The sequence below is a fragment of the Streptomyces coelicoflavus genome (assembly GCF_003112555.1).
In the GTDB taxonomy this organism is placed as follows: Bacteria; Actinomycetota; Actinomycetes; order Streptomycetales; family Streptomycetaceae; genus Streptomyces; species Streptomyces coelicoflavus.
Window position 1 is genome coordinate 95,379 of sequence record NZ_BEWB01000021.1, and the last position, 13,366, is coordinate 108,744.

Genomic DNA, 13,366 nt, shown 5'->3' on the forward strand with positions numbered 1-13,366 from the left:
TGTGCGCGAGTCGTCGAGGTGGGGAGGGTGTCCCAGTCGCCATGATCAGCAGCGGAATGAGGGCTTCAGGTGTGCAATGTCGCTTTAGTCGTAGTGACCCCGGCGTCGCAATTGACCGGTTTGACCCTTGATAAGTGAGGAAACTCACACCCGGATCCTGGACTCCCCCGCGGCTGGCGGGGAATCGCATGTTTAGCCTGACGCTTTACAGAGAAGGCAAAACCGACAACCCGCGCCCTCGCAGGGGCTATCCACGCCTCTCGGGCGCCCGAACACGACAGGGCCGCGTACAACCGTGAAGACGACGACGATGTTCCACAAGATCGCCAACCCGCGACGCACGACGCTGGCGCACCTCAAGGACGCCGACGACCTGCAGACGCCGGAGCAGCCGGAGCACGCCGTCGAGCTCCCCACCCAGACCGCCAACCCCCGCCGCACCATCCTCATGGTGGCCCCGGCCGCGGCGACGGTCGCAGAGTAGTACGACACCGGGCCGCCGACCGTTCAGCGGCCAGGGGCCTCTTGCCGCGTTAGCCTGGAGCGTCAGACTCCAGCCAGCTCAGTCAAGGGGCCAAGCAACCCGTGCGCATCGCCAGGTTCTCCATCGACGGGAACGTCGCCTTCGGCGCGGTCGAGGGCGACCAGCCGGACCAGCTCGTCCTCGACATCATCAAGGGCATCCCGTTCGCGGACTACGAGCTCTCCGGCACCAAGGTGCCCCTGAGCAAGGTGCGGCTCCTGCCGCCGGTACTCCCCAACAAGGTCGTCGCCTTCGGCCGCAACTACGCCGAGCACGCCCGCGAGCTCGGCAACGAGGTGCCCGACGCCCCGTTCGCCTTCTTCAAGCCGTCCACCTCCGTGATCGGCCCCGGCGACGCCATCCAGTACCCCTCCTTCACCGAGGAACTGCACCACGAGGCCGAACTGGCCGTCGTCATCGGCCGCATGTGCCGCGAGGTCCCGCGCGAGCGCGTCCAGGACGTGATCTTCGGCTACACCTGCGCCAACGACGTCACCGCCCGCGACGTCCAGCGCCGCGAGAAGCAGTGGGCCAGGGCCAAGGGCTTCGACTCCTCCTGCCCGCTGGGCCCCTGGGTGGAGACGGACCTCGACATCGCGGCCGCGAGCGACCTGACCGTCCAGCTCACGGTCAACGGCGGCCAGCGCCAGCTCGGCCGCACCAGCGAGATGATCCACTCCATCGAGGATCTGATCGTCAACATCTCCGAGGCGATGACGCTGCTCCCCGGTGACGTGATCCTCACGGGCACCCCGGCCGGCGTCGGCCCCCTCAACGTCGGCGACGAGGTCGCCGTCACCATCGAAGGCATCGGCACTCTCACCAACAAGGTTGTCAAGCGTGGCTAGCGCATCCGGCTCCCCCGTACGCGTCCGTTTCTGTCCGTCCCCCACCGGCAACCCCCACGTGGGCCTGGTCCGCACCGCCCTGTTCAACTGGGCCTTCGCGCGCCACCACCAGGGCACGCTGGTCTTCCGCATCGAGGACACCGACGCGGCCCGCGACTCCGAGGAGTCGTACAACCAGCTCCTGGACTCGATGCGCTGGCTGGGCTTCGACTGGGACGAGGGCCCCGAGGTCGGCGGCCCGCACGCGCCGTACCGCCAGTCGCAGCGCATGGACCTCTACAAGGACGTCGCCCAGAAGCTCCTGGACGCCGGCCACGCCTACCGCTGCTACTGCTCCCAGGAGGAGCTGGACACCCGGCGTGAGGCCGCCCGCGCCGCCGGCAAGCCCTCCGGCTACGACGGCCACTGCCGCGACCTGAGTGCCGCCCAGGTCGAGGAGTACGTGGCGCAGGGCCGCGAGCCCATCGTCCGCTTCCGGATGCCCGACGAGGCGCTCACGTTCACGGACCTGGTCCGCGGCGAGATCACCTATCTCCCCGAGAACGTCCCGGACTACGGCATCGTCCGCGCCAACGGCGCCCCGCTCTACACGCTGGTCAACCCGGTCGACGACGCCCTGATGGAGATCACCCACGTCCTGCGCGGCGAGGACCTGCTCTCCTCCACCCCGCGCCAGATCGCCCTGTACAAGGCGCTGATCGAGTTGGGCGTCGCCAAGGAGATCCCCGCCTTCGGCCACCTGCCCTACGTCATGGGCGAGGGCAACAAGAAGCTCTCCAAGCGCGACCCGCAGTCGAGCCTCAACCTCTACCGCGAGCGCGGCTTCCTCCCCGAGGGCCTGCTCAACTACCTCTCCCTCCTCGGCTGGTCCCTCTCCGCCGACCAGGACATCTTCACGATCGAGGAGATGGTCGCGGCCTTCGACGTCTCCGACGTCCAGCCCAACCCGGCGCGCTTCGACCTGAAGAAGTGCGAGGCGATCAACGCCGACCACATCCGCCTGCTGGAGACCAAGGACTTCACCGAGCGCTGCCGCCCCTGGCTGAAGGCCCCCGTCGCCCCCTGGGCGCCGGAGGACTTCGACGAGGCCAAGTGGCAGGCGATCGCGCCGCACGCCCAGACCCGCCTGAAGGTCCTCTCCGAGATCACCGACAACGTCGACTTCCTGTTCCTGCCGGAGCCGGTCTCCGACGAGGCGAGCTGGACGAAGGCGATGAAGGAGGGCTCGGACGCCCTCCTGACCACGGCCCGCGAGAAGCTCGACGCGGCCGACTGGACGTCCCCGGAGGCCCTCAAGGAGGCCGTCCTGGCGGCCGGCGAGGCCCACGGCCTCAAGCTCGGCAAGGCCCAGGCCCCCGTCCGCGTCGCCGTCACCGGCCGCACCGTCGGCCTGCCCCTCTTCGAGTCCCTGGAGGTCCTGGGCAAGGAGAAGGCACTGGCCAGGATCGACGCGGCGCTGGCGCGGCTCACCGCGTAACCGGCAGCACGTGTGAAGGGCGGCGTCCGCACGGGGCGCCGCCCTTTCCCGTTACCCCGCCCGGGTCCCTCGACCGGCGTCGTCGACCCGGCGCCCGCAGACTGACGGCATGCGCCGCGAGGACATCGACCCACGCTTCTTCGGAGACCGGCTCGCCTACAACCGCGCCGTACTCGTCGAACAGCCCCGGCGCTGGCTCGTGGTCGCCGGTCACGAGGCGCGCGACGACGAGGGCGGCATCGCCGCCGTGGGCGACGTCCGCGGCCAGCTCCGGCTGACCTTCCGGCGCATGGGGGAGACCCTGGAGAAGGCCGGCTTCACCCTGAGCGATCTCGTCCAGATCAGGATCCTCACCGTCGACATCGAGGCCGTGACGGCCCACTACGACGCCGTACTGGACGAGCTGGCCGCCGCCGACTGCCGCCCCGCCAGCCTGCTGGCCGAGGTCCGGGCCCTGTCCGACCCGCGGATGCTGGTCGAGATCGAGGGTCTCGCCGCGCAGTAGACGGAGCCACGGCCGCCCCGTGCGCCTACGCTGGGTCCCATGCCGATCAAAGCCGTGGTCTGGGACGTCGACGACACCCTCTTCGACTACACCACCGCCGACCGCGAGGGCATGCACGCCCACCTGGTCGCCGAGGGGCTCCTCGCCGGGTACGGGTCGGCCGACGAGGCCCTCGTGCGCTGGCGGGAGATCACCGACCAGCAGTGGGCGCGCTTCTCCGCGGGCGAGGTGGACTTCGTCACACAGCGGCGCGACCGCACCCGGGTCTTCCTGGGCCGGCCCGAGCTGACGGACGCCGAGGCCGACGACTGGTTCCAGCGGTACGTCACCCACTACGAGGCCGCATGGTCCCTCTTCCCGGACGTGATGCCGGTCCTGGACGCCCTGGCCGACAGCCACCGGCACGCCGTGCTCTCCAACTCCAGCCTCACCGTCCAGGACCGCAAGCTGCGCGTCCTCGGCGTGCACGACCGCTTCGAGGCCATCCTGTGCGCCGCCGAGCTGGGCGTCTCCAAGCCGGAGGCCGGTGCCTTCCTCGCGGCCTGCGACGCCCTCGGCCTCGCCCCCGCCGAGGTCGCCTACGTCGGCGACCACCCGGAGATCGACGGACGCGGCGCCGCCGACGCCGGGCTGCTCTCCGTGTGGATCGACCGGGGCGGCGTCTACGCGACCGTCGACCCGCCGGCCGGACCGCGCCGTATCGCCTCGCTCTCCGAACTTCCCGCGCTCCTCGGCGCCGATACCCGTTTTGGAGCCCCGTCCACCTTCAGGTAATGTTCTTCCTGCGCCGCCGGAGAGCGGGCCGAAGGGCCGGAAAACCGGAAGCGCAACGCTAGAACAAGAACCCTCCGGGGCTTGCGTTCCAGTGGCCTATGGTGTAATTGGCAGCACGACTGATTCTGGTTCAGTTAGTCTAGGTTCGAGTCCTGGTAGGCCAGCTCGCAGAGCTTATCTGCGCCGCGGAGCACATCCGCAAGGCCCCCGTTGTGTAGCGGCCTAGCACGCCGCCCTCTCAAGGCGGTAGCGCCGGTTCGAATCCGGTCGGGGGTACAGATCCTTCCCGCGAGGACAGCTCGGGTCGCTCCCACTGTTGTCGATGCAGGATCGCTAGGGCCCCCGTTGTGTAGCGGCCTAGCACGCCGCCCTCTCAAGGCGGTAGCGCCGGTTCGAATCCGGTCGGGGGTACGAACTGGTCTAAACCACATTGGTCTATGGTGTAATTGGCAGCACGACTGATTCTGGTTCAGTTAGTCTAGGTTCGAGTCCTGGTAGACCAGCTCGGATCTGCGGCGATGCAGTATGAAACGCCTGCAAGATCCACGCCCCCGTTGTGTAGCGGCCTAGCACGCCGCCCTCTCAAGGCGGTAGCGCCGGTTCGAATCCGGTCGGGGGTACTCGAAGTCCGAAGGGGGGCTTCCGCCGAGGCGGGAGCCCCCCTTCGGCGTTCCCGCGACGCCTACTCGATGCCGTACCGCCGCGCCGACTCCTCCTCCTGCGCCAGCCGGTGCAGGGCCCGCAGCACCGGCTGGAAGAGCACCGCCGCCGCGACCGCCATTTCGACCTTCTCCGCCTCCGAGGCGTGGGTCTCCATGAAGTCCAGGTCCCGCCGGGCGACCTGCATCATCAACTCGCCGTAGGGCGCCATCAGTTCCGCGTCCCACGGATAGTCGAGGCGGCGCAGCGCGGCCACCGCCACCACCAGGGAGCGGTGCACGGGGGAGAGCGGCGCCAACTCCCGGGAGGTCTCCCAGCCCAGCAGTTCGAGGAGCCGGTCCACCTCGGTCCGCGCGGCGGTCACCGCCGGGTCCGCCTCGTCCGGCTCGGCGTCCTGCGGCAGCGCCCACAGGGCCGCCCCCAGCCGGATGGTGCGGCCCAGCGACTCGTCGTCGACGTGCCCCAGTACCTCCCGGGCCGTCGCCACCGGCACCTTGCCGACCTGGATCAGCGCCCGCACCAGCCGCAGCCGGCGCAGATGACCGTCGTCGTACTCGGCGGTGGTCGCGTTGATCTGCCGGCCCGGGGGCAACAGCCCCTCCCGCAGGTAGTACTTGATCGTCGCCGTGGACACCCCGCTGCGCTTGCTCAGGTCGGCCAGTCGCATCCCTTGCACCCTTCCTCGGATAGCGCCACTATCTAAGCAGCATCACTTGGACAGTGCTGCTCGCCAACAGGGGGAGGCGTCATGCCGGGCAAGAACGCGACCGCGACCCGCACCACCGCCGCCGCCGAGGGGGACGTGACCGTCCTGCTCATCGGCATGCGGATCAACCACTTCTGGGCCGTGCACCACTGGCTGCCGGTCTTCCTCGCCATGCCGCGCATGCTCCGCGAGCTGGCCAAGGACCCGGAGCGCGGGCTCCTGAACCACGTCCTGCTGACGGCCTCGCCGCGGACGTACTACGTCGTCCAGTACTGGGAGTCCAAGGAGAAGCTCTACAAGTACGCCCACTCGCCCGACACGTTCCACCACCGGGCCTGGGCGATCATCAACCGCAAGGAGCGCAAGGGGCAGGTGCGCGGTCACGTGGGCCTGTGGCACGAGGCGTACGTCGTGCCCGAGGGATCGTACGAGTCGATCTACGCCGACATGCCCGCGTTCGGGCTCGCGGCGGCGCACGGACAGGTGCCGCTCGAGCGGCGCGGCAAGCGTGCACGGGACCGCTTCGCGTACCGGTCGGAGAAGACCGCCGAGAAAGCCGCCGGGAGAAGGGCGGAGAAGCGGGTCGTCGCCCCGGAGAAGGCCGCGGACGGGGTCTGAGAACGGCGCCGGGCCCGCCGCGGCGTTGAGGCGGGCCCGTGACCGGTCGGAGCGTCCGGGGGATGGTCAGCCGTTGCGGCGCAGTGCCTCGGAGAGGCGGCCGGCGGCGTCGATGATGGCCTGCGCGTGCATGCGGCCGGGGTGACGGCTGAGGCGCTCGATGGGGCCGGAGACGGACACGGCGGCCACCACGCGGTTGGAGGGGCCGCGCACCGGCGCGGAGACGGACGCGACGCCGGGCTCGCGCTCGCCGATGGACTGGGCCCAGCCGCGGCGCCGCACGCCGGACAGTGCCGTCGCCGTGAAGCGGGCGCCCTGGAGGCCGCGGTGGAGGCGCTCGGGCTCCTCCCAGGCCATGAGGATCTGCGCGGAGGAGCCGGCCTTCATGGTGAGCGTGGAGCCGACCGGGACCGTGTCCCTGAGGCCCGACAGACGCTCGGCCGCGGCCACGCAGATGCGCATGTCGCCCTGGCGGCGGTAGAGCTGGGCGCTCTCGCCCGTGACGTCGCGCAGGTGGGTGAGGACCGGGCCCGCCGTGGCGAGCAGGCGGTCCTCGCCGGCCGCCGCGGCCAGTTCGGCCAGGCGCGGGCCGAGGATGAAACGGCCCTGCATGTCGCGCGCCACCATACGGTGGTGTTCCAGCGCCACGGCCAGGCGGTGGGCCGTGGGTCGTGCCAGTCCGGTCGCACCGACCAACCCCGCGAGGGTGGCCGGGCCGGACTCCAGAGCGCTCAGGACGAGGGCCGCCTTGTCCAGAACGCCGACGCCGCTACTGTTGTCCATGACACGATACTCCCGTCTCACTCTGTGAAACGCAAGTTCAATTTTCCATGGAACGCGCCACCCTGGACGGCAGGAAGTCACAACGGCCCGTGACGAAAGGGCCTGGTGGCGGTTGCCCGGAAACACAGGGGTGCGGGCACCGCTTCCCCAAGATCTCTAGTTGGGTCGGCGCTTCGTCGCCGACCGAAGGGAAAGCGATGGGTAGGACACTCGCGGAGAAGGTCTGGGACGACCACGTCGTCCGGCGCGCCGAGGGCGAGCCCGACCTCCTCTTCATCGATCTGCACCTGCTGCACGAGGTGACCAGCCCGCAGGCCTTCGACGGCCTCCGCAAGAGCGGCCGCCCGGTGCGGCGGCTCGACCTGACCATCGCCACCGAGGACCACAACACCCCCACGCTCGACATCGACAAGCCCATCGCGGACCCGGTCTCCCGGGCCCAGCTGGAGACCCTGCGCAAGAACTGCGCGGAGTTCGGCGTCCGGCTGCACCCGCTGGGCGACGTCGAGCAGGGCGTCGTGCACGTCGTCGGCCCGCAGCTGGGCCTGACCCAGCCCGGCACCACCGTGGTCTGCGGCGACTCGCACACCTCGACGCACGGCGCCTTCGGCGCGCTGGCGTTCGGCATCGGCACCTCCCAGGTCGAGCACGTGCTGGCCACCCAGACGCTGCCGATGGCCCGCCCGAAGACCATGGCGATCACCGTCAACGGCGAGCTGCCCGACGGCGTCACGGCCAAGGACCTGATCCTGGCGATCATCGCGAAGATCGGCACCGGCGGCGGCCAGGGCTACATCCTGGAGTACCGCGGCGAGGCCATCGAGAAGCTCTCGATGGAGGCCCGCATGACCATCTGCAACATGTCCATCGAGGCCGGCGCCCGCGCGGGCATGATCGCCCCCGACGAGACCACCTTCGCCTACCTCCAGGGCCGCCCGCACGCCCCCGAGGGCGCCGACTGGGACGCGGCCGTCGCGTACTGGAAGACGCTGCGCACGGACGACGACGCCCAGTTCGACGCCGAGGTGGTCGTCGAGGCGGCCGAGCTGGCGCCGTTCGTCACCTGGGGCACCAACCCCGGCCAGGGCGCACCGCTTTCCGCCGCCGTCCCCGACCCGGCTTCGTACGAGGACGCCTCGGAGCGCTTCGCCGCCGAAAAGGCCCTGGAGTACATGGGCTTGGAGGCCGGTCAGCCGCTGCGCTCCATCAACGTGGACACGGTCTTCGTGGGCTCCTGCACCAACGGCCGCATCGAGGACCTGCGCGCCGCCGCGGAGATCGTCCGGGACCGCAAAGTCGCCGACGGCGTACGCATGCTGGTCGTCCCGGGCTCCGCGCGGGTCGGTCTCCAGGCCGTCTCCGAGGGCCTGGACGTGGTCTTCAAGGAGGCCGGCGCCGAATGGCGGCACGCGGGGTGCTCGATGTGCCTCGGCATGAACCCGGACCAGCTCGCCCCCGGTGAGCGCTCCGCGTCCACGTCCAACCGCAACTTCGAGGGGCGCCAGGGCAAGGGCGGCCGCACCCACCTGGTGTCGCCGCAGGTGGCGGCCGCGACGGCGGTCCTGGGCCACCTGGCCTCCCCGGCCGACCTGTCCGCCGCCGACGTCCCCACGCCCGCTGGAGTCTGAGAGTCATGGAAGCGTTCACCAAGCACACCGGCCGGGCCGTCCCGCTGCGCCGCAGCAACGTCGACACCGACCAGATCATCCCCGCCCACTGGCTCAAGAAGGTGACGCGGGACGGGTTCGAGGACGGGCTCTTCGAGGCCTGGCGCAAGGACCCCGAGTTCGTGCTCAACCGGCCCGAGCGCGAGGGTGCCACCGTGCTGGTGGCCGGTCCCGACTTCGGCACCGGCTCCTCCCGCGAGCACGCCGTCTGGGCCCTCCAGAACTACGGCTTCAAGACCGTGATCTCCTCCCGCTTCGCCGACATCTTCCGGGGCAACTCGCTGAAGAACGGCCTGCTCACCGTCGTCCTCGACCAGAAGATCGTCGACGCGCTGTGGGAGCTGGTGGAGAAGGACCCGCAGGCCGAGATCACCGTCGACCTGGAGGCCCGCGAGGTCCGCGCCGAGGGCGTCACCGCCTCCTTCGAGCTGGACGAGAACTCCCGCTGGCGGCTGCTGAACGGGCTGGACGACATCTCGATCACGCTCCGCAACGAGGACGACATCGCCGCGTACGAGGCGAAGCGCCCGTCGTTCAAGCCGCGGACCGTCCAGGTCTGACCCCCCGGAGTTCCCGCGGGCCCGCCACGGCCCTCCCTGGGGCTCCGCAAGGTCGAGTTTCGGCCACCCAACACCCCCGCCGTACCCCCGATCAGCCCGATCGGGGGTACGGCTGTTTTCGGCTTCGCCCAGGACCGCCCGTCACCGGTGTGATGCACAACTTCCCACGTTAGAGGCGTTGTTGCCGGGGTACTCCTGACGTCAAGGACCGGATTCCGCCAGTGCCAGGAAGGCCGTTCGAGGCGGCAGTTGCCCCCTGCGCAGGCGACAACTCGCCCCAGATGGCACAATCTGTGCATGGAACACGACGGCCAACTCGAGCTCTATACGGCGGTCGCGGTCCGGCTCAAGGAAGCGCACACAAGAGTGCGCGCACTGCAAGTCCCGGAGGGCGTACGGATGGCGCTGACCCGGAAGCTGCTGGTCATTACGGCCGCGGCCAAACACGATCTCACCGGTGCGGCAGGGCGCCTGGACCGGTTCATCGCCGACCTCGACGCGGGTCGATTCCCCGAAGAGGAAGGCTGAACCGGCCGCACAGCCCGAGTCCGTTGCGGCACAAGGGTGATTAGCCCGTTTCGTGTTTGATTTGCGGTATATATCTGCCTAACGTGCGAAAAAGCTTGAACACTTTCGTTCTGGCGAGGTCTCCGAAGGGGAAGACGTGAACAAGGCGCAGCTCGTAGAAGCGATTGCCGACAAGCTGGGAGGCCGGCAGCAGGCCGCCGACGCCGTCGACGCGGTCCTGGACGCCCTCGTCCGTGCCGTCGTCGCGGGTGACCGGGTCTCGGTCACCGGCTTCGGCTCCTTCGAGAAGGTCGACCGCCCCGCCCGCTACGCCCGCAACCCCCAGACGGGCGAGCGGGTTCGGGTCAAGAAGACCTCCGTGCCGCGCTTCCGCGCGGGCCAGGGCTTCAAGGACCTGGTGAGCGGCTCGAAGAAGCTTCCGAAGAACGACATCGCGGTCAAGAAGGCCCCCAAGGGCAGCCTGTCCGGCCCGCCGCCCACCATCTCCAAGGCCGCGGGCAAGAAGGCCGCCGCCAAGAAGGCCACGGGTGCGGCGAAGAAGACCACGGGTGCCGCCAAGAAGACGTCCGCGGCGGCGAAGAAGACCACCGCGAAGAAGACCACCGGGGCCGCGAAGACGACGGCGAAGAAGACCACCGCCAAGAAGTCCGCCGCCAAGAGCACCACGGCGGCCGCGAAGAAGTCCGCCGCCAAGAAGGCCCCCGCGAAGAAGGCGACCGCCAAGAAGGCCCCGGCCAAGAAGTCGACGGCCCGCAAGACCACCGCCAAGAAGGCCACCGCCCGCAAGAAGTAACAGGCAGTAACGAGCAGCAGCAGGCGAACGGGCACAGGGCACTCACGCGCCGGGCCGGACTCCCTCTCGGAGTCCGGCCCGCGGCGTGTCAGGGGCGGGGCGACGGCCCCGCGGATCAGAACGTCTGCAACGTCACCAGCGTGATCCGGGGTCCCGCGCCCTCGGTTCCGCCTTCGGCCTCCGTCTCGATCCGCACCCGCTGCCCGGGCCGCAGCAGCCTGAGGCCCCCCGCGTCGAACGCCGCCGCGTCGAAGGGCACGGGCGTGCCGTCGTCGAGCAGCACCTGCCCGCTGCGGCTCTCGGGGTCGTACGTGTACGCGGTCGCCTGCATGCGCGCAGCCTACTGCCCGGCGATCAGCAACCGCGCCGCCACCGCGGCCGTACGGGGTCCCACGCCGAGCGCCAGCGCCGAGCGGAGATCACCGCCGGTGTCGACGTCCTGCCGTACGGAATCCACGCCGCCGGGAGACAGTTCCACCGCACCGGACGCCCGGTGGCGGGCCCGGGAATCCGCACCGAATGCGGGGGTCAATTCCCGGCCCGGGGCCACGGCCAGCAAGGTGGTGCCGATTCCCGCCGCGTCCGGGAGAAAAGAGCGCGGGAATTGCGCGGCCGCCGCCAGCACCCGCGCCAATTCCGCCGGCCGCAGCGCGGGAAGGTCGGCGTTGAGCGCGGCCACCGGGATTTCCGGCCGGGCCGCCCGTACCACGGCCGCGCCGTGCGCCAGCGCGGCGTTCAGGCCGCCGCCGGGCTCGTCCGCGACGACGCCCGCGCCGAGCGCCGCCAGCTCCCGTCCGGCCCGCGCGTCGTCCGTGACGACTGCCACATCGCCGACCGCCGGGCAGGCCAGCGCGGCTGCCACGGTGTCCTGTGCGAACGCCAGCGCGAGCCCCGGCCGCACCCCGTCGTCCGCGGTGTCCGACAGCCTGCTCTTGGCCCGGGCGAGGGTCTTCACGGGTACGACCAAGGTCCACTGCACGAGCGTTCCGTCCTTCTCTCGTCGCCGTCATTGTCACCTGCGAGACCTGGCGGTTCACTCTTCGGGGCGTACGGTGTTCTCGACAGACGGGCGGCCCGGGGCGACACTTGTCCGGCCCCAGGCCCTGGAGGAAAGGTGTCAGCGTGCCCCGCCGCAGAATCGGCTTCTGGTACCGCTTGGCCGCGGTGATCTGCAAACCGCCGCTGGTGGTTCTGATCAAGCGGGACTGGCGGGGAATGGAGAACATTCCGGCCGAGGGTGGATTTATCACCGCCGTGAACCACAATTCGCACGTCGACCCCTTCGCGTACGCGCACTACCAGTACAACACCGGACGGGTCCCGCGATTCCTGGCGAAGAGCGGTCTTTTCAAGAAGGGCTTCGTCGGCGCCGCGATGCGCGGGACCGGGCAGATCCCCGTCTACCGCGAGAGCACGGACGCGCTGAGCGCCTTCCGCGCCGCGATCGACGCCGTGGAGCGCGGCGAGTGCGTGGCGTTCTACCCCGAGGGCACCCTCACCCGCGACCCGGACGGCTGGCCCATGACCGCCAAGACCGGTGCCGCGCGCGTCGCCCTTCAGACCAAGTGCCCGGTGATCCCGGTCGCCCAGTGGGGCTGCAACGAACTGCTGCCGCCGTACACGAAGAAGCCGAACCTCCTGCCGCGCAAGACCCATCAGGTGCTCGCCGGCCCGCCGGTCGACCTGTCGCGGTTCTACGGCAAGGAGATGACCGCGGAGGTGCTGAAGGAGGCCACCGAGGTCATCATGGCCGCCGTCACCCGCCAGCTGGAGGAGATCCGCGGCGAGAAGGCACCCGAAACCCCCTACGACCCGCGCCGCGAGCGGATCGAACAGCGACGCCGGACGCGGCAGGCGAAGTCGCAGCCGACGCCGCCGAGGACGCAAGGACCGCAGGCAGAAGGGCAGAGCACGTGAGCAAGCCGGTCAAGGCGGCCGTCTTCGGCACCGGATCCTGGGGCACCGCCTTCGGCACGGTCCTCGCCGACGCGGGGTGCGACGTCACCCTGTGGGGACGCCGCGCCGCACTCGCCGACGCCGTCAACTCCACCCGCACCAACCCGGACTACCTGCCCGGCGTGGAGCTCCCCGAGAACCTGCGGGCCACCACCGACGCCGCCGAGGCCGCGCGGGACGCCGACTTCACCGTCCTCGCCGTCCCCTCCCAGACGTTGCGCGCCGGACTCGCCGACTGGACACCGCTGCTGGCGCCCGGCACCGTCCTGGTCTCGCTCATGAAGGGCGTCGAACTCGGCTCCGCGATGCGGATGAGCGAGGTGATCGGGGACGTCGCCAAGGTCGGTGCCGAGCGCATCGCCGTGGTCACCGGCCCCAACCTGGCCCGCGAGATCGCCGCCCGCATGCCGGCCGCCGCCGTGGTCGCCTGCCCCGACGAATCCGTCGCCCAGCGGCTCCAGGCCGCCTGCCACACGCCTTACTTCCGCCCGTACACCAACACCGACGTCGTCGGCTGCGAGCTGGGCGGCGCCGTGAAGAACGTGATCGGGCTCGCCGTCGGCATCGCGGACGGCATGGGCCTGGGCGACAACGCCAAGGGCTCCCTCATCACCCGCGGCCTCGCCGAGACCACCCGCCTCGGGGTCGCCCTCGGCGCCGACCCGCTGACCTTCTCCGGACTGGCCGGGCTCGGCGACCTGGTGGCGACCTGCTCCTCGCCGCTGTCGCGCAACCACACCTTCGGCACCAACCTCGGCAAGGGCATGACCCTGGAGGAGACCATCGCGGTCACCAAGCAGACCGCCGAGGGCGTCAAGTCCTGCGAGTCGGTGCTGGACCTGGCCCGCCGGCACGGCGTCGACATGCCGATCACCGAGACGGTCGTCGCCATCGTGCACGAGGGCAAGTCCCCGATGGTCGCCGTGAAGGAACTGATGTCGCGCAGCGCGAAGCCCGAACGACGCTGA

General features: G+C 70.3%; 16 protein-coding genes and 5 tRNA genes. 17 read left to right on the forward strand and 4 right to left on the reverse strand.

The window, feature by feature from the left end; genetic code table 11:
- The first annotated feature begins 295 nt into the window (after window positions 1-295).
- The 10 genes from Sco07f_RS37455 to Sco07f_RS37500 all read left to right on the forward strand — a co-directional run bounded on the left by Sco07f_RS37455 (window position 296) and on the right by Sco07f_RS37500 (window position 4,747).
- Entirely contained in the window at window positions 296-484 is a 189-nt protein-coding gene (locus Sco07f_RS37455) for a hypothetical protein (protein WP_167468331.1), read from the forward strand.
- Between the two features lie 101 nt (window positions 485-585).
- Window positions 586-1,371 carry a fumarylacetoacetate hydrolase family protein gene (locus Sco07f_RS37460; protein WP_054100817.1) on the forward strand — a complete coding sequence of 262 codons (786 nt, stop codon included), beginning with the start codon at window positions 586-588 and terminating at the stop codon, window positions 1,369-1,371.
- On the forward strand, window positions 1,364-2,848 hold the full coding sequence (gene gltX / locus Sco07f_RS37465) for a glutamate--tRNA ligase (RefSeq protein ID WP_087789439.1): 1,485 nt from the start codon (window positions 1,364-1,366) through the stop codon (window positions 2,846-2,848). Before Sco07f_RS37460 ends, gltX begins: the two co-directional genes overlap by 8 nt.
- A 109-nt stretch (window positions 2,849-2,957) precedes the next feature.
- Entirely contained in the window at window positions 2,958-3,353 is a 396-nt protein-coding gene (locus Sco07f_RS37470) for a RidA family protein (RefSeq protein ID WP_007444874.1), read from the forward strand.
- A gap of 39 nt (window positions 3,354-3,392) precedes the next feature.
- Window positions 3,393-4,127, forward strand: a complete 735-nt coding sequence (locus tag Sco07f_RS37475; RefSeq protein WP_007444875.1) for an HAD family hydrolase — start codon at window positions 3,393-3,395, stop codon at window positions 4,125-4,127.
- A gap of 92 nt (window positions 4,128-4,219) precedes the next feature.
- Window positions 4,220-4,291, forward strand: a tRNA-Gln gene (locus tag Sco07f_RS37480).
- Between the two features lie 39 nt (window positions 4,292-4,330).
- Window positions 4,331-4,403, forward strand: a tRNA-Glu gene (locus Sco07f_RS37485).
- Window positions 4,404-4,465: 62 nt separating this feature from the next.
- Window positions 4,466-4,538: transfer RNA gene (locus Sco07f_RS37490), tRNA-Glu, on the forward strand.
- A gap of 20 nt (window positions 4,539-4,558) precedes the next feature.
- A tRNA-Gln gene (locus tag Sco07f_RS37495) sits at window positions 4,559-4,630 on the forward strand.
- Between the two features lie 44 nt (window positions 4,631-4,674).
- Window positions 4,675-4,747: transfer RNA gene (locus Sco07f_RS37500), tRNA-Glu, on the forward strand.
- A gap of 62 nt (window positions 4,748-4,809) precedes the next feature.
- Here Sco07f_RS37500 and Sco07f_RS37505 read toward each other — a convergent pair.
- Window positions 4,810-5,454 (reverse strand): MerR family transcriptional regulator, encoded by a 645-nt coding sequence (locus Sco07f_RS37505; RefSeq protein ID WP_007444864.1) that lies wholly within the window; start codon window positions 5,452-5,454, stop codon window positions 4,810-4,812.
- A gap of 81 nt (window positions 5,455-5,535) precedes the next feature.
- Between Sco07f_RS37505 and Sco07f_RS37510 the strand changes: the two genes are divergently transcribed.
- Window positions 5,536-6,111 carry a DUF4188 domain-containing protein gene (locus tag Sco07f_RS37510; RefSeq protein WP_007444876.1) on the forward strand — a complete coding sequence of 192 codons (576 nt, stop codon included), beginning with the start codon at window positions 5,536-5,538 and terminating at the stop codon, window positions 6,109-6,111.
- A 66-nt stretch (window positions 6,112-6,177) separates the two neighbouring features.
- Here the strand turns inward: Sco07f_RS37510 and ndgR are convergent, their stop codons facing one another.
- A complete protein-coding gene (ndgR, locus tag Sco07f_RS37515) occupies window positions 6,178-6,894 on the reverse strand; it encodes an IclR family transcriptional regulator NdgR (RefSeq protein ID WP_003973443.1) in 717 nt (238 codons plus the stop codon).
- A 197-nt stretch (window positions 6,895-7,091) separates the two neighbouring features.
- Here ndgR and leuC point away from each other — a divergent pair, with 197 nt between their 5' ends.
- The 4 genes from leuC (at window position 7,092) to Sco07f_RS37535 (ending at window position 10,442) form a co-directional block, all read left to right on the forward strand.
- Entirely contained in the window at window positions 7,092-8,522 is a 1,431-nt protein-coding gene (leuC, locus tag Sco07f_RS37520; protein ID WP_108990537.1) for a 3-isopropylmalate dehydratase large subunit, read from the forward strand.
- 5 nt (window positions 8,523-8,527) lie between these two features.
- Window positions 8,528-9,121: a 3-isopropylmalate dehydratase small subunit gene (gene leuD, locus Sco07f_RS37525; protein ID WP_108990538.1), complete on the forward strand. Its 594-nt coding sequence runs from the start codon at window positions 8,528-8,530 to the stop codon at window positions 9,119-9,121.
- A gap of 297 nt (window positions 9,122-9,418) precedes the next feature.
- Window positions 9,419-9,649: an SCO5555 family protein gene (locus Sco07f_RS37530; RefSeq protein ID WP_007444881.1), complete on the forward strand. Its 231-nt coding sequence runs from the start codon at window positions 9,419-9,421 to the stop codon at window positions 9,647-9,649.
- 136 nt (window positions 9,650-9,785) lie between these two features.
- On the forward strand, window positions 9,786-10,442 hold the full coding sequence (locus Sco07f_RS37535) for an HU family DNA-binding protein (protein ID WP_054100823.1): 657 nt from the start codon (window positions 9,786-9,788) through the stop codon (window positions 10,440-10,442).
- A 115-nt stretch (window positions 10,443-10,557) separates the two neighbouring features.
- Here the strand turns inward: Sco07f_RS37535 and Sco07f_RS37540 are convergent, their stop codons facing one another.
- The gene (locus Sco07f_RS37540; protein ID WP_087789434.1) at window positions 10,558-10,773 is read right to left on the reverse strand and encodes a hypothetical protein; all 216 of its coding nucleotides are present in this window, start codon (window positions 10,771-10,773) and stop codon (window positions 10,558-10,560) included.
- Window positions 10,774-10,782: 9 nt separating this feature from the next.
- On the reverse strand, window positions 10,783-11,421 hold the full coding sequence (gene cofC / locus Sco07f_RS37545; protein WP_108990539.1) for a 2-phospho-L-lactate guanylyltransferase: 639 nt from the start codon (window positions 11,419-11,421) through the stop codon (window positions 10,783-10,785).
- A 143-nt stretch (window positions 11,422-11,564) separates the two neighbouring features.
- Between cofC and Sco07f_RS37550 the strand changes: the two genes are divergently transcribed.
- Window positions 11,565-12,359 (forward strand): lysophospholipid acyltransferase family protein, encoded by a 795-nt coding sequence (locus Sco07f_RS37550; RefSeq protein ID WP_007444883.1) that lies wholly within the window; start codon window positions 11,565-11,567, stop codon window positions 12,357-12,359.
- The gene (locus tag Sco07f_RS37555; RefSeq protein WP_007444884.1) at window positions 12,356-13,366 is read left to right on the forward strand and encodes an NAD(P)H-dependent glycerol-3-phosphate dehydrogenase; all 1,011 of its coding nucleotides are present in this window, start codon (window positions 12,356-12,358) and stop codon (window positions 13,364-13,366) included. The genes Sco07f_RS37550 and Sco07f_RS37555 overlap by 4 nt, the downstream gene beginning before the upstream one ends.